Below are 18094 nucleotides of genomic sequence, written 5' to 3'. Positions count from 1 at the left end.
TCATGACCAGCCCGACCAGCACCGACAGCATCCGGGTCCTGCTCGCCGAGGACCAGTCGATGGTCCGCGAGGCACTGGCCGCGCTCCTCGGCCTGGAACCCGACATCGAGGTCGTCGCCCAGGTGGCCCGCGGCGACGAGGTACTGGCCGCCGCCCGCGCCACTCCCGTCGACGTGGCCCTCCTGGACATCGAGATGCCCGGCCTGACCGGCATCGAGGCCGCGGCACAGCTCACCGCCGAACTGCCCGGGGTCAAGGTCGTCGTCCTCACCACCTTCGGCCGCCCCGGCTATCTGCGCACCGCCATGGAGGCGGGCGCGGTCGCGTTCCTGGTGAAGGACGCCCCCGCCGCCCGGCTCGCCGACGCCGTCCGCAAGGTCCTCGCGGGGGAGCGGGTCATCGACCCGACCCTGGCCGCCGCCGCCCTCGCGGGCGGGGCCAACCCGCTCACCGACCGCGAACGCGAGGTGCTGCGGGTGGCCGCCGACGGCTCCACCAACGCGGAGATCGCCGCCGCCCTCCACCTCTCCCAGGGCACCGTCCGCAACTACCTCTCCACCGCCATCCAGAAGCTCGCCACCCGCAACCGGGCCGAGGCGGTCGGCGTCGCCCGCGAAAAGGGCTGGCTCTGAAAAAAGTTTCTGCCGCGACCTGTCACACTCCCCGCGCGGGCTCCGTCATAAGGGTGTGGGCGCGACCGAGCGCCCCGCGAACCTCCTGAAGGAGCCCGCCGTGGAAGCCCGTATCGCCAACCCCGCCACGATCATCCCCGAGGCCATGCCCGCCATCCTCTCCGTCGCCAAGGCGGCCCGGAAGGGCGGCGTCCCGGAGTCCACCCTGGAACTGATCCACCTGCGCGTCAGCCAGATCAACGGGTGCAGCGTCTGCGTCGTCAGCGGTGCGGCGAGCGCCCGCAAGGCGGGGGAGACCGACGAGCGCATCGACTCCGTCTCCGCCTGGCGCGAGGCCCCGTACTTCACCGACGCCGAGCGGGCCGCCCTCGACCTCGCCGAGTCCGCCACCCGCCTCGCCGACCGCCCCAACCCGGTGACCGACGAGGTCTGGGACGAGGCCGCCCGGCACTACGACGAGAAGCAGCTCGCCGCGATCACCCTGTGGATCGGCGTCAGCAACCTCTTCAACCGGCTCAACGCCACCACCCGACAGATCGCCGGAGCCAAGTGGTAGACACCGACGGTCAGTTGAGGCGGGCCCGCGCGGACCTGGCCCGCCCCCTGATCGCCTCCGCCGACGACGGCTCCACCGTCTCCACCACGTCGGCGTAGGCCTCCAGCTCCCGCGCCCCGCCCAGGAAGTCCCCGCGCTGCACCATCAGTTGGGCCTTCTCGTACCGCAGCCGCGCCGGATGGGCGGGCAGCAGCAGCGCCAGCTCCACCGCCCACAGCTGTACGTCGCTGCGCTCGGGCCTGGCCGCCGCCCACGCCCGGATGTTGTTCAGCACCCGCATCACGATGTCCAGCGGATCGGCCGCCCGCAGCATCGACGCGTCCAACGGCTCACCCGTCGCCCCCGCCACCAGCAGTTCGGCGTCCGCCCCGGTCAGCAGCCTGCCCCCGTTGAACGGGTCCACCAGCACCTGCGCGCCCGGCTCCCCGAACGCCACCACGAAGTGCCCCGGCAGCGCCACCCCGTACACCGGGGCCCCGGCCCGCCGGGCCACCTCCATCCACACCACCGACAGCAGGATCGGCAGCCCCCTGCGCCGCTTCAGCACCGCCGGAAGCAGCGAGGAGTCCAGCCGCCGGTAGTCCCCGGGCGTGCCCTCGAACCCGCAGCGCGCGCCCAGCAGTTCGGCCAGGGCCGTCGCCCAGGAGCGCGGCCCCGCCGGGCGGAACGGCAACAGCCCCGCCAGCCGGTCCAGTTCGATCTGCGCTTCGTCGATCCCGGCCTGCCCCAGCGCCGGGTCGCCGACCGCGCCGATCAGCAGGCACAGCGTCGCCAGATCGGGGTGCCCGGCCCGTGCCTCCTCGGCGAACTGCGCCCGCCAGTCGGTGGGTTCACCGCCGGGTGTGCCGTCTGCTGCCTCGTCCATGAAACCCTCGTACCCGCTCCTGGTGCGACCGCGCTATGCGGCCCGGTAGTGGTGGTAACTGTGGTGGGTGGCGAATCCCATCCCCTCGTACAGCGCCCGCGCCCCGTCGTTGTCGGCCTCCACCTGGAGCCACGCCGCCGACGCCCCTTCGTCCAGCGCCCGGCGCGCCAGTACGGCCATGACGGCCGTCGCCAGGCCCCGCCGTCGGTATGCGGGATCGACCTCGACGGCCGCGAATCCGGCCCACCGCCCGTCCACCACGCACCGCCCGATCGCCGCCGCCCGCCCCGGCTCCTCGCCCGGCACGGTCGCGAACCACACCGAGGGCCCGCCGTGCAGCACCTTCTCGACCTCCGGCCCCGGCGTCTGGAAGCGCTGGTAGCGCGCCATCCACACCGCGTCCGCCGCCCGCGAAAGCACCACGTCCGCCTCCGCCGGGCCCGCGTCCAGGTCGCCGACGGGCGCCAGCGCCGCGATCCGCACCAGGGCGGACACCTCCGACTCCCAGCCGTGCTCGGCCAGTTCGGCGCCCAGCACCTCCTGGGTCCCCTCGGCGCCGGTCGCCACCTGGACGTACGCCGGAAGCCCCCGCTCCTCGTACCACCGCCGTACGTACGCCAGCGCCTCGCCGGTCGGGACGCCCGGGTCGCCCAGCGGCAGCACGGAGTTGGCGCGCCGCGTGAAGCCGTTCGCCGCCCGCAGGGTCCAGCCGCCGAGGTCCTCGCTCTCCAGCGGCTGCCAGGCCCGCGCGGTCACCGTCGCCAGCTCCGCGAAGGTCGCCGAGGGGCCGCGCCGCCGGGCCGGGGCGGCGGGCACGAGCTTGCCCGCGACCATCGCGGCGGCGTCGACCCGTACCGTCTCGCCATTCTTTCGTGTGATCGACAGCACACCGCCGTGCCACGAGGTGAGCACGCCGACGACGTCCGCGAAGCGGGCACCGGCCGCAGAGTCCCCGGTCAGACGCCGGACTGATACCCGTTTGCCCACGTCATCCGGTGTCAGCCGTACCTCAAGTTGTCCGCCGGCAGTGAATTCCACAGCTCTGCCCACCCCTCCTGTTCGGATCGTGCCCGGGAACGGAGATACTAGGTGCGGGCATCGCACGACGCCGCGCTCCCGCGCGCCCGTGGACGGAGCCGGAGAAGCTCGGCCCGCCGCGCCCTATCGAGGAGGAACGACAGCGTGACCTACGTCATCGCGCAGCCTTGTGTCGACGTCAAGGACAAGGCGTGCATCGAGGAGTGCCCGGTCGACTGCATCTACGAGGGCTCCCGGTCCTTGTACATCCACCCGGACGAATGCGTCGACTGTGGTGCCTGTGAGCCGGTCTGCCCGGTCGAGGCGATCTTCTACGAGGACGACACTCCGGAGGAGTGGAAGGACTACTACAAGGCGAACGTCGAGTTCTTCGACGACCTCGGTTCGCCCGGTGGTGCCTCCAAGCTGGGCCTGATCGAGCGCGACCACGCGTTCATCGCCGCGCTGCCGCCGCAGAACCAGTAGACGGCAGACGCCTTCGAGCGTCGCCCTCGGTCCCGTACGGCCTTCGCTGCCGTACGGGACCGAGGCGTTTCCCGGCACCGGCCGACGCGCCTTCGGCACCGGCCGGTCCGTCCGCGTACGTACGAGAAAGTGACCCGCATCGTGTCCACAGTCACCGACCGCCTCCCCACCTTCCCCTGGGACAAGCTGGAGCCGTACAAGAAGACGGCCGCCGCCCACCCGGACGGCATCGTGGACCTCTCCGTCGGCACCCCCGTCGACCCGGTCCCCGAGCTGATCCAGAAGGCGCTGGTCGCCGCCGTGGACTCGCCCGGCTATCCGACGGTGTGGGGCACGGTCGCGCTGCGCGACGCGCTGGTGGAGTGGGTGGAGCGACGGCTCGGCGCCCGCGAGGTCCAGCACACCAACGTCCTGCCGGTGGTCGGCTCCAAGGAACTGGTGGCCTGGCTGCCGACCCAGCTCGGGCTCGGCCCCGGCGACCAGGTCGCCTACCCGCGCCTGGCGTACCCGACGTACGAGGTGGGCGCCCGCCTGGCCCGCGCCGAGCACGTCGTCTACGACGACCCGACCACCGACCTCGACCCGGCCAGGGTCAAGCTCCTGTGGCTGAACTCGCCGTCCAACCCGACCGGCAAGGTCATCGCCAAGGACGAGCTGACCCGCATCGTCGCCTGGGCCCGCGAGCACTCGATCCTGCTGGTCGCCGACGAGTGCTACCTGGAGCTGGGCTGGGAGGCCGACCCGGTCTCCGTCCTGCACGAGGACGTCTGCGGCGGCTCGCTGGACGGGATCATCGCCGTCCACTCCCTCTCCAAGCGCTCCAACCTCGCGGGCTACCGCGCCGCCTTCATCGCCGGTGACGCGGCCGTCCTCGGCGACCTGCTCCAGATCCGCAAGCACGGCGGCATGATGACCGCCGCCCCGGTGCAGGCGGCCACCGTCGCCGCCCTCGGCGACGACACGCACGTGGCCGAGCAGCGCGAGCGGTACGCGGCCCGCCGGACCGCCCTGCGCTCGGCCCTCGAAGCGCACGGCTTCCGGGTCGAGCACAGCGAGGCCAGTCTCTACCTGTGGGTCACCCGCGACGAGGACTGCTGGCAGACGGTCGCCCACCTCGCGGCGCTGGGCATCCTGGTGGCGCCCGGCGACTTCTACGGCGAGGCGGGCGCCCGCTTCGTACGCGTCGCCTTCACGGCCACGGACGAGCGCGTCGCTGCGGCGGTGGCCCGCCTGACGGTCTGAGACTGTCCGATACGTACGGTCTGCGTACGTGCGGTCCGCGTACGTGCGCTTTGCGTACGTACGTGAAGGGGCCCCGGGAGATTCGCCCTCCCGGGGCCCCATCGGTACTGCGGGGTCGTGCTTAGCCGAGGGGCAGGCCCTTGACGGGGAGGTTGCCGGCGCCGGGCAGGCCGCCGCCGGTCGGCAGACCACCGGTGGGCAGGCCGCCGTCCGTGGCGGTCTTGGCGGTCTCGCCGAGCACCTCACCGGCGCTTCCCGCGACGTCACCGGCGGCCTTCTGGGCGGCGGGGGTGGCGGTCTTGCCGGCCTTGCCGACGGTCTTGCCGGCCGCCGGGACGGCCTTCTTGACGGCAGCGCTGCTGGTGTCGCCCGCCACGTTGGACGCCTTCTGCGACGCGCCGTCGACGGTGTCGCCGAGACCGGCGCCGTCCAGCGCGGTCAGGCCACCGAGGTTCGGGGCAGCCGGGAGGTCGACCGCGCTGGCGGAGCCGGTCGCACCGATCACGGAGGCGGCGCCTGCGGCACCGATGAGGGCGGCGCGGGCGATCCGACGAGCCAGGGGGAGGGACATGGTGCTCCTTAGCGGGAGAAGACGTTGTGGGCGCTTGTGAGGCGCTGTCTGTCCGGCGATCGGACGCCATGACAACCGCTCGGAGGGCGGGGGAGGTTGCGGTGGGCCGAGGTAAAGAGTTCGCAATGCGGGGCATGGTCCGGTGCGGATAAAAACGGGCAAAGGCGAAGCGTCCGGTGCTCGCGGAAGGTGCTCACTTCCCTTGATTCCCAAGGGAATTCGCGTACGGAGTCCGAGATGGGGAGGGGTGTCGGCGCATCCGCCCGGCGGGCGGCCCGGACGCCTCCCTTCGGGTGACGTGTTGGACGGGTGATCGCCTGATGTTCGGACGGTGACCGGGTCTTGACCGGGGAGTGATCTGCCCGTTATCGGTTGTTTGTCCGGTCGGGTGGGGATCTCCGGTGCTTACGGGGAGGTGGTGATCCGTACGTCGTCGCCGCCGCCCGCACCGGCCGTCCGGCCCGGCGGGACCTTCTGCCAGCCCTTGGCGGCCTCGGTGGTGCGCCATTCGCGGTCCGCGTAGGCGATGCGGGTGACGCGCAGTTCGGCGGAGTGCGCCATCGCCCAGTGGGCCAGGGCCCAGCCGCGCTGCTGCGGGGAGGCGGTGACGTCGGTGGCGCCCCGGGCGGTCCCGGTCTCCCTCGGCACGGGGACGACGACGGTGCGGGCGTCGGGCGCACCGGCCGCGCTCGTGGCGCGGGGGCTCGTGGTGCCGGTGCCGGTGCCGGTGCCGGTGCTGGTGTTCGTGGTGCGGGGGAGGATCCCGGGGCCGAAGTCCCGGACCAGGCGCTCCCGTACCTTCGCGGGATCGCCCGGCGTGCTGTCGTCGCCGCGCCGGGACTCGCAGGAGAGGGAGGCGGGGGTGCGGCCGGTGAGCGCGGAGGCCAGCAGGGCGGCGTCGGGCTCGTGCTTGGCGTACGCCTGCGGGAAGCCGCTCTTCTGGACGCGCTGGGCGGCCACGGTCAGGGGGAGCCGCGAGTAGCCGGGGACCTCGGTGAGGTGCTGGTAGAAGCGGCCTGCCGAGTACGCGGGGTCGAGGATCTGGTCCTCGGTGCCCCATCCCTGCGACGGCCGCTGCTGGAACAGGCCGAGCGAGTCCCGGTCGCCGTGCCGGATGTTGCGCAGGGCGGACTCCTGGAGGGCGGTGGCCAGCGCGATGGTCACCGCTCGCTCCGGCATGCCGCGCGAAGTGCCCACCGACGAGATGGTCGCCGCGTTGACGGCCTGCTCGGTGGTCAGCTCGTACCGGGCGCCGCTCTCGGTGCCGCCCCGCACGAAACACCGGGTGTCTCCCTGGTCACCGGCGAAGAACTGCACCGTCACGTACCCGGCGAGGGCCACGAGCACGGCGACGCCGGCGCCGATCCGCACGGCACGGCTGCGAAGGGGAGAGGAACCGGAAACCTGAGCCACAGCCCCAAGGTACTGGAGCGTCTGCGGCCGGCTTCCCCGCTCCGGGGTGTCCCCGCTTCTCCGTGCCGGGTGCGTCGTGGTTGCTCGCGCAGTTCCCCGCGCCCCTGATGGCGTGCCCTTCGGGCAGCCATCCCCGCCCCCTTGGGCGGCGGGGCCGCCCCCCGGGGGCGGGACGGGCGGGCAAGGGGGCGGCCCGCCCGATCCGGGCCCACCCGGATACCGGCCCCTGCGCGCACCTTGGGTGCCGGATGCGCTCCACGCCGGAGCCCGGGAGACGCCTCCCGGTGCCGGGCCGCTTCAGCCCCGGCCCGCCGGGCCGAGGGAGTCCCCAGCCCCGCGCCCCTGATGGCGTGCCCTTCGGGCAGCCGTCCCCCTGCGGCGGAGCCGCCCCCCGGAGTCCCCGCCCCCGCCCCCGTTAGGCTCGGCCCCATGCCCGCAACCCCCCTTGACCTCACCCGTGACGCCGCCCACGTCACCGCCCAGCTCGTCGACTTCCGCTCCGAGAGCGGCACCGAGAAGCCCCTCGCCGACGCCGTCGAGCAGACCCTGCGGACCTTCCCGCACCTCACCGTCGACCGCCACGGCAACAACGTCGTCGCCCGCACGAACCTCGGCCGCCCCGAGCGCGTCGTCCTCGCCGGGCACATCGACACCGTCCCGATCGCGGACAACGTCCCGTCCCGGCTGGACGAGGACGGGGTGCTCTGGGGGTGCGGGACGAGCGACATGAAGGCGGGCGTCGCCCTCCAGCTCCGTATCGCCGCGACCGTCCCCGAACCCAACCGCGACCTCACCTTCGTCTTCTACGACAACGAGGAGGTCGCCGCCCACCTCAACGGCCTCGGCCACGTCGCCGAAGCCCACCCCGACTGGCTCGCCGCCGACTTCGCGGTCCTCCTCGAACCCTCCTACGGCGAGGTCGAGGGCGGCTGCCAGGGCACCCTGCGCGTCATCCTGCACACCACCGGCGAGCGCGCCCACTCCGCGCGCAGCTGGATGGGCTCCAACGCCATCCACAAGATCGCGCCGATCCTCGCGAAGCTGGACGCCTACGAACCGCGCCGCCCGGTGATCGACGGCCTGGAGTACCACGAGGGCCTCAACGCCGTCCGCGTCGACGGCGGCGTCGCCAACAACGTCATCCCCGACGCCTGCTCGGTGACGGTCAACTACCGCTACGCCCCCGACCTTTCGCCCGAGCAGGCCCTCGCCCACGTCCGCGAGACCTTCGCCGACTGCGACATCGCCGAGTTCGTCGTCGACGACCACTCCCCGGCGGCCCTCCCTGGCCTCTCCCACCCGGCCGCACAGGCCTTCATGGCGGCGGTCGGCGGCAAGGCCAACCCCAAGTTCGGCTGGACCGACGTCGCCCGCTTCAGCGCGCTCGGCGTACCGGCGGTGAACTACGGCCCCGGCGACCCCCTCCTCGCCCACAAGCGCGACGAACGCGTCGAGGTCGCCAAGATCCTCCAGGGCGAGGAACGACTCCATGCCTGGTTGACGGCCTGAATTTCACCGTTCGTCACATCCGTGGACCTACCCTGACCGGACAACGTACGGCAGCGAAGGGAGCACGGCATGACGCATCCTGAAGAGGGACGGACGCCCGAGGAGCAACGGCTCGGTCCGGTCCTGCGCCGCCGGGAACAGGTCCAGCCCGGCACGACGGACCAGCGTCTCCTCGACACCGAGGGCGACTCGGAGTGGGTCCACACCGACCCGTGGCGGGTCATGCGCATCCAGTCCGAGTTCGTGGAGGGCTTCGGCGCGCTCGCCGAACTCCCCAGCGCCATCAGTGTCTTCGGCTCCGCGCGCACCCCCGCCGACACGCCCGAGTACGAGGCGGGCGTCCGCATCGGCCGCGCCCTCGTGGAAGCGGGCTTCGCGGTGATCACGGGCGGCGGCCCGGGCGCGATGGAGGCGGCCAACAAGGGTGCGCGCGAGGCGAACGGCGTCTCCGTCGGCCTCGGTATCGAGCTCCCCTTCGAGCAGGGCCTCAACCAGCACGTCGACATCGGGGTCAACTTCCGCTACTTCTTCGTCCGCAAGACGATGTTCGTGAAGTACGCCGAAGGGTTCGTGGTCCTCCCGGGCGGCTTCGGCACCCTCGACGAGCTCTTCGAGGCCCTCACCCTGGTCCAGACCCAGAAGGTCACCCGCTTCCCGATCGTCCTCTTCGGTACGGACTACTGGGGCGGGCTGGTCGACTGGCTCCGCGACACGGTGATCGCCCAGGGCAAGGCCTCGGAGAAGGACCTCCTGCTCTTCCACGTCACCGACGACGTGGACGAGGCCGTGGCACTGGTCACGAAGGAGACGGGCAAATAGGCCCGGGACGGGGCCCGTCGACGACGACGGGCCCCGCCCGGCGCTAGGCCAGGCCCCGCCCGGCGCTACGCCAGGCCCCGGCGGGCGACCGCCGGTGGCCGGTGGCCCGCGATGGACGCCACCATGTCCAGGACCTGCTTCGTCTCCGCCACCTCGTGCACCCGGTACACCTGCGCCCCCAGCCACGCCGACACGGCCGTCGTCGCCAGCGTCCCGATCACCCGCTCCTTGACCGGCCGGTCCAGCGTCTCCCCGACGAAGTCCTTGTTGGAGAGCGACACGAGCACCGGCCACCCCGTCTCCGCCATCTCCCCGAGCCGCCGCGTCGCCTCCAGGCTGTGCCGGGTGTTCTTCCCGAAGTCGTGCCCCGGGTCGATCATGATCGCGTCCCGCCGCACCCCCAGCGCCGCCGCCCGCTCGGCCAGACCCACCGTGACGTCCAGGATGTCCGCCATGACGTCCTCGTACGTCACCCGGTGCGGCCGGGTGCGCGGCTCGGCCCCGCCCGCGTGCGTGCAGACCAGCCCCACGTCGTAGCGCGCCGCGACCTCGGCCAGCTTCGGGTCGACGCCGCCCCACGCGTCGTTGAGCAGGTCCGCGCCCGCCTCGCAGACCGCCTCGCCGACCTCGTGCCGCCAGGTGTCGACGCTGATCACGACCTCCGGGTGCCTGCGCCGCACCTCGGCGACGAAGCCGACGGTCCGCCGCGCCTCCTCCTCGGCGCTGACCTCCTCGCCGGGGCCCGCCTTGACCCCGCCGATGTCGATGATGGCGGCGCCCTCCGCCACGGCCTGTTCCACGCGGGCGAGCGCGGGCTCGTCGCGGAAGGTCGCGCCCTGGTCGTAGAAGGAGTCCGGGGTGCGGTTCACGATCGCCATGATCACCGGCTCGTGCGTCTCGAAAACACGCCGTCCCAGCCGCAGCATCTGCAGGTTCCTCCTCGTCACGGACCACCGACGGCCCAGGTGAGGCCGTCTGCGACCTTAACTGTCACACCCGCATGGCACGATCGGGGCCGGAAGATTTCCGTACCGTCCAGGTCCGCGCCCGGGGAGCCGCTCGTGTTCGTGTTCTTGCTCTTGGCGATGGTGGTGGTCGTCGCCGCCGTGACGCTCGCCGTCGTCGGCACCGGCGGCGACCAGGGGCCGCTGCCCGAGGCCGCCCCGGACCACCTGGTGGACCCGTTGCCGCTGACCCGCCCGATCGGCCGCGCGGACATCGAGGCGCTGCGCCTGCCGCTGGCCGTCCGGGGGTACCGGATGGCGGACGTGGACGACGTCCTGGGCCGGGTCGGCGCGGAACTGGCCGAGCGGGACTCCCGCATCGCCGAACTGGAAGCGGCCCTCGCGGGCGCCCAGGCCACCACGGTCGGCGGCCCCGACCTCTTCACCAAACGCCCCGCCCCGGCCCGGCCGGAGCACCCCTGGACGTCACCGGCCGAAACCCCCGACCGCCCGGCTCCGGAGGCCGCAGCCCCGGAGGCCCCTGCCCCGGAGACCCCTGTCGGCGAGCCCGAAGCCGCCCCCGAGCCCCAGGACGCACGCCCCGCCCCCGAGGAGCCCCAGCCGTGACCGCAGCCGCCCCCGGCCCCGACGGCGCCCTGCGCTGCCCCTGGGGCCTGGCCACCGAGGACTACACGGCGTACCACGACACGGAGTGGGGCCGCCCGGTCCACGGCGACGACGCGCTCTACGAACGCCTGTGCCTGGAGGCCTTCCAGTCCGGCCTCTCCTGGCTGACGATCCTGCGCCGCCGCGAGGGCTTCCGCACCGCCTTCGCGGGCTTCGAGATCGCCGAGGTCGCCGCGTTCACCGACGCGGACGCGGCCCGGCTCCTCGCCGACCCCGGCATCATCCGCAACCGCGCCAAGATCGAGGCCACCCTCGCCAACGCACGGGTCCTCGCCGGGTGGCCCGAGGGCGACCTCGACCGGCTGATCTGGTCGCACGCCCCGGACCCGAAGGGCCGCCCCGCCCCCCGCACGCTCGCGGACGTGCCCGCCGTCACCCCGGAGTCGACGGCGCTCGCCAAGGACCTCAAGAAGCGCGGCATCCGCTTCGTCGGCCCGACCACGGCCTACGCCCTGATGCAGGCGTGCGGCCTGGTCGACGACCACCTCGCCGACTGCGTCGCCCGGGGCAGCGGCTCGTAACGCGAACGGACGGACAACCGCTCAGCGGCCCAGGTACTTCGGCCGCGCCTTGTCGATGAAGGCCTGCACCGCGATCGCGTGGTCCTCCGAGGCCCCCGCCAGCGACTGGAGCTCGTCCTCCTTCTCCAGCGTCTCGGCGAGACCGTGGTCCGTGCCGTACGAGAGCGACGCCTTCAGCGCGGCGTACGCGACCGTCGGACCCTCCGCCAGCGCCCGCGCCACGGCCGTCGCCTCGGCGGCCAGCGCGGCGGCCGGGACCACCCGGTTCACCAGGCCCAGGTCGAGCGCCTCCTGTGCCGGGACCGAGCGGGGGAAGAGCAGCAGGTCGGCGGCCCTGCCGTGGCCGATCAGGCGCGGCAGGGTCCAGGAGACGCCCGAGTCGGCGGTCAGCGCGACCCCGGCGAAGGACGTGTTGAAGACGGAGTTCTCCGCGACGATCCGGTAGTCCGCGGCGAGCGCGAAGCCCAGGCCCGCACCGGCGGCGGCCCCGTTGACCCCCGCGACGACCGGCTTCGGCATCTCGGTGAGCGCCCGGATGATCGGGTTGTAGTGCTCCTGCACGGTGCTCATCGTGTTGCCGGTGCCCGCCTCGCGGTCGGCGGTCAGCGAGGAGATGTGCTCCTTGAGGTCCTGGCCGACGCAGAACGCCCGCCCGGTCGCCGTCAGCAGCACCGCCCGCACGGCGGTGTCGGCGGCCGCGGACAGCACCGCCTCCCGGAGGGCGACCTTGGCCTCGGTGTTCATCGCGTTCATGGCGTCGGGACGATTGATCGTGATCGTCGCGAGTCCGTCGGTCACCTCGTAGAGCACGGTGTCTGCCATCGTCGGTCCCCTCCTGAGGGCTCCCGGGGCCCTGCGCAGCTCCCGGCAGCGGAAAAATGGGCATGCACAGGCCAGCATGTCGGAGATCTTCGACCCTGCACATGTGACCTGCGTCAAACAAAAAGGCACCCCGTGGCGGTACGAAGCGGCGAAGTATCGCAGCCGGATCGCCGAATTGAGTGGTTTTGCGGCTGCGCGTTGCGCAAGCGATGCGAACCGATGTTGGTCATTGGGTCCTGCGATGCGGGATAATGGCCTGGAAGCAATGTGTTCGATGCCGGTGACACCTGGGTTGTCGGCTGCGTGAGCTGGTTTCAGGAAGGGGAACGAGCATGGCGGCCATGAAGCCGCGGACGGGCGACGGCCCGCTCGAGGTGACCAAGGAGGGGCGGGGCATCGTCATGCGCGTTCCGCTCGAAGGCGGCGGTCGACTTGTCGTCGAGCTGACTCCGGACGAGGCCGATGCACTCGGCGACGCCCTGAAGAAGGTCGTCGGCTAACGCCTGAAGGCGGAAAGCGCTCTACATCTCTCCACTGCCCCGGCCGCGCGCGAGCGCGTCACCGGGGCAGTGGTGCTTCCCGTGATCTCACCGGGGAAGTGGTGCGTTCCGGGGGAGCCACCGGGGCACAGTGGTGCGTTCCGGGGGAGTCACCGGGGCAGTGGTGCGTCCGGGAACGGCAGGAGCGGTCGTACGGTACGTGCCTTCGGCCCTGCCGATACGGGCCCCTCAGCCCCGGCGCACCGCGCACAGCAGCCCGTCGCCCACCGGCAGCAGTGAGGACACCAGCTCCGTCGACTCGCGCACCGTGCGCAGCAGCTCCCGCAGCCGCAGCACCTCCGCGGGCTGCGCCGCCGAGTCCACCGTGCGGCCGTCCGCGAAGACGCCCTCGAAGCACACCAGACCGCCAGGTCGCAGCAGCCGCAACGATTCAGCGAGATAGTCCAGCGACTCCAGCCGGTCGCCGTCGCAGAAGACGAGGTCGTACCCGCCGTCCGCGAGGCGCGGCAGTACGTCCAGTGCCCGGCCGGGGATGAAGCGCGCCCGGTTGCCGGCGAAGCCCGCCGAGCGGAACGCCTGCTTGGCGAAGCCCTGCCGCTCCGGCTCCAGGTCGACGGTGGTCAGCACGCCGTCCGGGCGCATCCCGTGCAGCAGATAGATGCCGGACACGCCCGTGCCCGTACCGATCTCGGCGACGGCCTTGGCGTCCGCGGTCCCGGCCAGCAGCCGCAGCGCGGCGCCGGTGCCCGGGGACACCGAGGGGACGCCCGCGTCCCGGGCCCGGTCCCGGGCCCAGCGCAGAGTGTCGTCCTCGGCGACGTAGGCGTCGGCGAACGCCCAGCTCGTCTGCCGGTTGGCGGTAATGACCCTCTCCTGTCCCCGTAGTTGGCGCAACGGTGACTGTATCCGCTGGAGTCGGGAACTCGCAGATGGGACCGGTCGTTAGGAGGGGACAGGGGGGACAGATGGATCACGGGGACCGGGACCGGCAAGGGTCCCAAAATTCACGCAAAGACTCTTATCCGGAGCTAACGGGCGAGGTGGTTATGGTAGGGGCTCCACTGGACACCACCAGAGCCGACAGGGGAGGTGCGGCTGCGGCCGGTGATCGGGGAGGAGTGTTCAAACGCTTCTTCAGGTCTGCGGGCGAGCCGAAATCCGTGACCGACACCGCTGACCGTTCCACCGCCGCCCCCGTCTCCACGACGGCGACCTTCGCTGACTTCTCGGACGCGGAGGAGACGTGGACGCCTCCCACCTGGGAGGAGATCGTCAGCACGCACAGCACCCGCGTCTACCGCCTGGCCTACCGCCTGACGGGCAATCAGCACGACGCGGAGGACCTGACCCAGGAAGTCTTCGTCCGGGTCTTCCGCTCACTGTCGACGTACACGCCCGGCACCTTCGAGGGCTGGCTGCACCGGATCACGACCAACCTCTTCCTGGACATGGTGCGCCGCAAGCAGCGCATCCGCTTCGACTCGCTCGGCGACGACGCGGCCGAGCGGCTGCCCAGCCGCGACCCGTCGCCCCAGCAGGCCTTCCAGGACACCCACTTCGACGCGGACGTGCAGCAGGCGCTGGACACCCTCGCGCCCGAGTTCCGCGCCGCCGTCGTGCTCTGCGACATCGAGGGACTCTCGTACGAGGAGATCGCCGCGACCCTCGGCGTCAAGCTGGGCACGGTCCGCAGCCGCATCCACCGCGGCCGCTCCCACCTGCGCAAGGCCCTCAAGCACCGGTCCCCCGAGGCCCGCGCCGAGCAGCGCGCGATGGCCTCCGTGGGCGCGGGCGTGCCGCTCGTGCCCTCACCGGCGGGAGAGGGGGGTCTCGGGTGAGCGGGTCCCGGCCCACCCCGGCGGAACAGCACCTCGGGGACCGGCTCGCCGCCCTGGTGGACGGCGAACTGGGACATGACGCGCGCGAGCGCGGTCTGGCCCATCTGGCGACCTGCGCCAAGTGCAAGGCCGAGGCCGACGCGCAGCGCAGGCTCAAGGACGTCTTCGCGCAGAGCGCACCCCCGGCCCCCTCCGCGGGCTTCCTGGCCCGCCTCCAGGGGCTGCCCGGCGGCTCCGAGGGCGAGGACGGGCCGGGCGGCGACGGGCCTGCGGGCCGCAGAAGATTCGGCGAGGGCACGGCCTTCGGGGTCTACGCCTCCGAGGACCCGCTGGGCTTCGGCAGCCGGATCGGCTACGAGTCCCAGGGCGCCCACCCGGGCGTCCTGCCCGGCGGCTCCGGTGACCGGGGCTTCCGCATCCACGAGGTCGGCAGGACCGACAGCGAGCGGGCGGGCGGGCGCAGGCCGCGCCGGTTCGCGTTCGCCGCGGCGAGCGCGGTGTCGCTGGCCGCGATCGCGCTCGGCGGCGCACTGCCCGCCGAGACCCCCAACAACCCCACCGCCAGGGGCGAGCGGGCGGGCGGACTGGTCCCGACCCGGGCCGCGACCCCCGCGGGCGGCACGGACGGCAGCCGCCGTCAGGGCGGCGCGACCAGTGTCGGCTCGTCGACTGCCGGCGGTGCGACGCTGCTGTCGGCCACGACCACCAACCGGGCGGGCTCGGCCGCCGCGCCCCCCGTTCCGTACGACGCCCGGCTGACGGCGCGTCCGCCCGGGGCCCAGCAGGGCCCGCCGCAGGGGCTGTTGCGCGGTCAGGGCCGGTGGGACCGGGGGCTGCGGGTGTTCCCCGTCTCCGTCCCCGCCACGGAAACCTCGTACACGCTGCCGCTGATGGGCCGGGGACCGGTACCCACGGCGACGCCGTCGACACCGGACCACCTGACCGCACCCGCCGCGCCCGAGCTCTCCGTCTCCCGCAGCCGCTGATCCGTACGGGGCGACCCGCCCTCTGCGCGCGCCATCGCAAACCTGGTTGAATCCAGGGAAGGGGTGCCCGCCACGGGCGCGGAGACCGGTTCCCGCCGCGATCGGCGGGGGCCAAGGGCAGTTGCGGGGAGAGCATGGACGAGGGCAAGCCCGCCGGACCACGGGCGAAGTGGTGGAGCCGCCCCGCACAGGGGAGGCCCGCCCCGGGCGGGGACACGGCTCCGCCGGTGCCGGAGCAGGTTCCTGACGTACGGCCGGACGCGACGCCCGCTGCGTCGGGGCAGGCCCCCGAGGCACGGCCGGACGCGCCCCCGTCGCCGGTGGACGAGACCTCTCCGCCGCCGGACGCGGTGCCGCCTGCGTTGAGTGGAACTCCACCGGTGCCGGGCGCGGTGCCGCCTGTGCTGGACGGGGCTCCGTCCGTGCCGGATGCGTCCCCGCCGGTGCCGAAGCAGGCTCCTCCTGGGATGGACGCGACCTCGTCGCCGCCGGACGCGAACCGGCCGGTGCCGGGTGCGGTGCCGCCGGTGCTGGATGGGGCTCCGTCTGTGCCGGACGCGTCCTCGCCCGTACTGGAGCAGGCTCCTCCCGGAACCGACGCGACCCCGTCGCCGATGGACGCGACTCGGCCGGTGCCGGGTGCGGTGCCGCCCGTGCCGGATGGGACCCCGCCGGTGCCGGGTGCGGTGCCGCCCGTGCCGGACGCGACCCCGCTCGTACCGGAGCACGCTCCTCCCGGACCGGGCGCGGCCGCGCGCCCGGAGGCGGAGCACGCCGCCGTGCCCCGGGAGCCCGCGACCCCGGCCGACGAGCCGCAGGACGCGATACCGCCGCAGCGCGACCCCGACCCGTCGCCGCCCACCGGGCAGGTCCCGGCGGGCGAGGCCGCCGGGAGTGCTCCGGCCGGTGGTTTCGGCAGCGGCCGGGCCACGCCCCTGCACGATCCCGACCCGTACGGCACGCCGCCCTACGGCGAGCCCGGCCCCTGGGCGCCCGCGCCCCCGGTGCAGCGGCCGGCCCCGGCCGAGGGCGCCCTCGTACCGCCGCACTTCGACGGCGGCCCGGGACCGGCCCACCCGCAGACCCCACCCGCGCCTGGCGCGCACGCGCCGACCCCGCACCCGCAGGCCGCGCAGACCCCGCCCGTGCCGGGCCCGCACACGCAGGCCCCGCACCCGCAACCCGCGCAGACCCCGCCCGTGCCGGGCCCGCACGCGCAGCCTGCGTCGGGCTCGCACGCGCCGACCTCGCACCCGCAGACCCCGCAGACCCCCCACCCCGCCCCGCCGCCCGGGCCGCCGCAGTCCGAGTACGCGCAGGGCTCCGCGCAGGCGTACCCCCAGGCGGGCCCCGAGCCCCAGGGGGCCGCCGTGCACCAGCAGGCACCGCAGCCTCCGCAGCCCCAGGGCCCCCCGTCGCCCGAGCACCCCCACGGTGCGCCCGGCGCCCCGCAGGCGTACCCGGCGTCGCAGTGGCTCCAGTACGACCCGTGGAGTGCGAGCGCGGCGCCCCCGCAGGCGCTGACGTACGCCGGGGAGCCGCCCCGGAAGCGGCGGCGCGGCGGACTGTTCGTCGGGGCCCTGGTGATCGCGCTGGTCGCGGGCGGTGTCGGCGGGGGAATAGGGGCGTACGTCGAACGCAACGACGGCTTCGGCGGCAGCTCCGTACGCCTGCCGCAGACCGGGAAGGCGCCCACCGACCGCGCCCCCGACACCGTCGCGGGCATCGCCGCCAGTGCCCTGCCGAGCGTGGTCACCTTCCACGTCAGCGGCAGCAGCGGCAAGGGCACCGGCACCGGCTTCGTCCTCGACAACAAGGGCCACATCCTCACCAACAACCACGTGGTGGAACCGGCGGGCAAGACCGGCGTCATCTCCCTCACCTTCAGCAGCGGCGAGACCGCCCGTGCCAAGCTGGTCGGCAAGGACAGCGGCTACGACCTCGCCGTCGTGAAGGTCACCGGCGTCTCGGGGATGAAGCCGCTGCCGCTCGGGAACTCCGACAACGTCCGCGTCGGCGACCCCGTGGTCGCCATCGGCGCACCCTTCGACCTCCAGAACACCGTCACCGCCGGCATCATCAGCGCCAAGCAGCGCCCGATCACGGCGGGCGGCGAGAAGGGCGACGGCAGCGACGTCAGTTACGTCGACGCCCTCCAGACCGACGCACCCATCAACCCCGGCAACTCCGGCGGACCGCTCGTTGACTCCCAGGCCCGCGTGATCGGCGTCAACAGCGCCATCCGGGGCCCCGACAACGGCGGCCTCGACAGCGGCCAGGCGGGCAGCATCGGCCTCGGCTTCGCGATCCCGATCAACCAGGCCAAGCGGGTCGCCGAGGAGCTGATCAGCACCGGCAAGGCCACCCATCCGGTGATCGGCGTCTCCCTCGACATGAAGTTCACCGGCGACGGCGCGAAGGTCGGCGCGAAGGGCGCCGACGACTCTCCGGCGGTCACCCCGGGCGGCCCCGGCGCCAAGGCGGGCATCAAGTCCGGCGACGTCATCACCAAGATCGACGGGCAGCGGGTGCACAGCGGCGAGGAGCTGATCGTCAAAATCCGGTCAAGGCGTCCGGGGGAGCGGATGGGCCTGACGCTGGAGCGCGACGGCAGGGCGCAGGACGTCACCCTGGTGCTCGGATCGGCGGGCGACTCCTGAGGGTTGCCGCACCCGGGGCATTCCGC

General features: G+C 73.4%; 19 protein-coding genes. 12 read left to right on the top strand and 7 right to left on the bottom strand.

What is annotated here, in order from left to right; genetic code table 11:
* The first annotated feature begins 2 nt into the window (after window positions 1-2).
* Both ACIO3O_RS12540 and ACIO3O_RS12535 read left to right on the top strand, forming a co-directional pair.
* The gene (locus ACIO3O_RS12540; RefSeq protein ID WP_401744820.1) at window positions 3-632 is read left to right on the top strand and encodes a response regulator; all 630 of its coding nucleotides are present in this window, start codon (window positions 3-5) and stop codon (window positions 630-632) included.
* A 100-nt stretch (window positions 633-732) separates the two neighbouring features.
* On the top strand, window positions 733-1188 hold the full coding sequence (locus ACIO3O_RS12535) for a carboxymuconolactone decarboxylase family protein (protein ID WP_401744819.1): 456 nt from the start codon (window positions 733-735) through the stop codon (window positions 1186-1188).
* 10 nt (window positions 1189-1198) lie between these two features.
* On the opposite strand, the gene ACIO3O_RS12530 is transcribed toward ACIO3O_RS12535, so the two are convergent.
* Together ACIO3O_RS12530 and ACIO3O_RS12525 are read right to left on the bottom strand one after the other, a co-directional pair.
* Window positions 1199-2053: a transglutaminase-like domain-containing protein gene (locus ACIO3O_RS12530; protein ID WP_401744818.1), complete on the bottom strand. Its 855-nt coding sequence runs from the start codon at window positions 2051-2053 to the stop codon at window positions 1199-1201.
* Window positions 2054-2086: 33 nt separating this feature from the next.
* Window positions 2087-3091 (bottom strand): GNAT family N-acetyltransferase, encoded by a 1005-nt coding sequence (locus ACIO3O_RS12525; RefSeq protein WP_401744817.1) that lies wholly within the window; start codon window positions 3089-3091, stop codon window positions 2087-2089.
* A gap of 144 nt (window positions 3092-3235) precedes the next feature.
* Between ACIO3O_RS12525 and fdxA the strand changes: the two genes are divergently transcribed.
* Together fdxA and dapC are read left to right on the top strand one after the other, a co-directional pair.
* A complete protein-coding gene (gene fdxA, locus ACIO3O_RS12520) occupies window positions 3236-3556 on the top strand; it encodes a ferredoxin (protein ID WP_014154250.1) in 321 nt (106 codons plus the stop codon).
* A 141-nt stretch (window positions 3557-3697) separates the two neighbouring features.
* Window positions 3698-4798 carry a succinyldiaminopimelate transaminase gene (gene dapC / locus ACIO3O_RS12515; protein WP_401744904.1) on the top strand — a complete coding sequence of 367 codons (1101 nt, stop codon included), beginning with the start codon at window positions 3698-3700 and terminating at the stop codon, window positions 4796-4798.
* 121 nt (window positions 4799-4919) lie between these two features.
* Here dapC and ACIO3O_RS12510 read toward each other — a convergent pair whose 3' ends face one another.
* Both ACIO3O_RS12510 and ACIO3O_RS12505 read right to left on the bottom strand, forming a co-directional pair.
* Entirely contained in the window at window positions 4920-5369 is a 450-nt protein-coding gene (locus tag ACIO3O_RS12510; protein ID WP_401744816.1) for an ATP-binding protein, read from the bottom strand.
* Between the two features lie 405 nt (window positions 5370-5774).
* On the bottom strand, window positions 5775-6782 hold the full coding sequence (locus ACIO3O_RS12505; RefSeq protein WP_401744815.1) for a hypothetical protein: 1008 nt from the start codon (window positions 6780-6782) through the stop codon (window positions 5775-5777).
* A 429-nt stretch (window positions 6783-7211) separates the two neighbouring features.
* Here ACIO3O_RS12505 and dapE point away from each other — a divergent pair, with 429 nt between their 5' ends.
* Entirely contained in the window at window positions 7212-8291 is a 1080-nt protein-coding gene (gene dapE, locus ACIO3O_RS12500) for a succinyl-diaminopimelate desuccinylase (protein WP_401744814.1), read from the top strand.
* A gap of 69 nt (window positions 8292-8360) precedes the next feature.
* Window positions 8361-9110, top strand: a complete 750-nt coding sequence (locus ACIO3O_RS12495) for a TIGR00730 family Rossman fold protein (RefSeq protein ID WP_401744813.1) — start codon at window positions 8361-8363, stop codon at window positions 9108-9110.
* A gap of 65 nt (window positions 9111-9175) precedes the next feature.
* Here the strand turns inward: ACIO3O_RS12495 and folP are convergent, their stop codons facing one another.
* On the bottom strand, window positions 9176-10036 hold the full coding sequence (gene folP / locus ACIO3O_RS12490) for a dihydropteroate synthase (RefSeq protein ID WP_401744812.1): 861 nt from the start codon (window positions 10034-10036) through the stop codon (window positions 9176-9178).
* A 135-nt stretch (window positions 10037-10171) separates the two neighbouring features.
* Between folP and ACIO3O_RS12485 the strand changes: the two genes are divergently transcribed.
* Window positions 10172-10681 carry a DivIVA domain-containing protein gene (locus tag ACIO3O_RS12485; RefSeq protein ID WP_401744811.1) on the top strand — a complete coding sequence of 170 codons (510 nt, stop codon included), beginning with the start codon at window positions 10172-10174 and terminating at the stop codon, window positions 10679-10681.
* On the top strand, window positions 10678-11262 hold the full coding sequence (locus tag ACIO3O_RS12480; protein WP_401744810.1) for a DNA-3-methyladenine glycosylase I: 585 nt from the start codon (window positions 10678-10680) through the stop codon (window positions 11260-11262). The genes ACIO3O_RS12485 and ACIO3O_RS12480 overlap by 4 nt, the downstream gene beginning before the upstream one ends.
* Window positions 11263-11283: 21 nt before the next feature.
* On the opposite strand, the gene ACIO3O_RS12475 is transcribed toward ACIO3O_RS12480, so the two are convergent.
* Window positions 11284-12084, bottom strand: coding sequence for an enoyl-CoA hydratase/isomerase family protein (locus tag ACIO3O_RS12475; protein ID WP_401744809.1), 801 nt, complete (start codon window positions 12082-12084; stop codon window positions 11284-11286).
* A gap of 332 nt (window positions 12085-12416) precedes the next feature.
* Here ACIO3O_RS12475 and ACIO3O_RS12470 point away from each other — a divergent pair, with 332 nt between their 5' ends.
* Window positions 12417-12584: a DUF3117 domain-containing protein gene (locus tag ACIO3O_RS12470; RefSeq protein ID WP_003966491.1), complete on the top strand. Its 168-nt coding sequence runs from the start codon at window positions 12417-12419 to the stop codon at window positions 12582-12584.
* A gap of 228 nt (window positions 12585-12812) precedes the next feature.
* On the opposite strand, the gene ACIO3O_RS12465 is transcribed toward ACIO3O_RS12470, so the two are convergent.
* Window positions 12813-13478: an O-methyltransferase gene (locus ACIO3O_RS12465; RefSeq protein ID WP_189820724.1), complete on the bottom strand. Its 666-nt coding sequence runs from the start codon at window positions 13476-13478 to the stop codon at window positions 12813-12815.
* A 152-nt stretch (window positions 13479-13630) separates the two neighbouring features.
* Here ACIO3O_RS12465 and sigE point away from each other — a divergent pair, with 152 nt between their 5' ends.
* From sigE to ACIO3O_RS12450, 3 genes are all read left to right on the top strand, one after another.
* Window positions 13631-14422, top strand: a complete 792-nt coding sequence (sigE, locus tag ACIO3O_RS12460) for an RNA polymerase sigma factor SigE (protein WP_401744808.1) — start codon at window positions 13631-13633, stop codon at window positions 14420-14422.
* Complete coding sequence (locus ACIO3O_RS12455) at window positions 14419-15408, top strand: anti-sigma factor family protein (protein ID WP_401744807.1); 990 nt, start codon at window positions 14419-14421, stop codon at window positions 15406-15408. The genes sigE and ACIO3O_RS12455 overlap by 4 nt, the downstream gene beginning before the upstream one ends.
* A 467-nt stretch (window positions 15409-15875) precedes the next feature.
* A complete protein-coding gene (locus ACIO3O_RS12450; protein WP_401744806.1) occupies window positions 15876-18068 on the top strand; it encodes a trypsin-like peptidase domain-containing protein in 2193 nt (730 codons plus the stop codon).
* Window positions 18069-18094 lie beyond the last annotated feature (26 nt).

Source organism: Streptomyces sp. NPDC087440 (assembly GCF_044744005.1).
In the GTDB taxonomy this organism is placed as follows: Bacteria; Actinomycetota; Actinomycetes; order Streptomycetales; family Streptomycetaceae; genus Streptomyces.
Note: the sequence above shows the minus strand (reverse complement) of the source record. Positions and strands in the feature narration are given on the sequence as shown.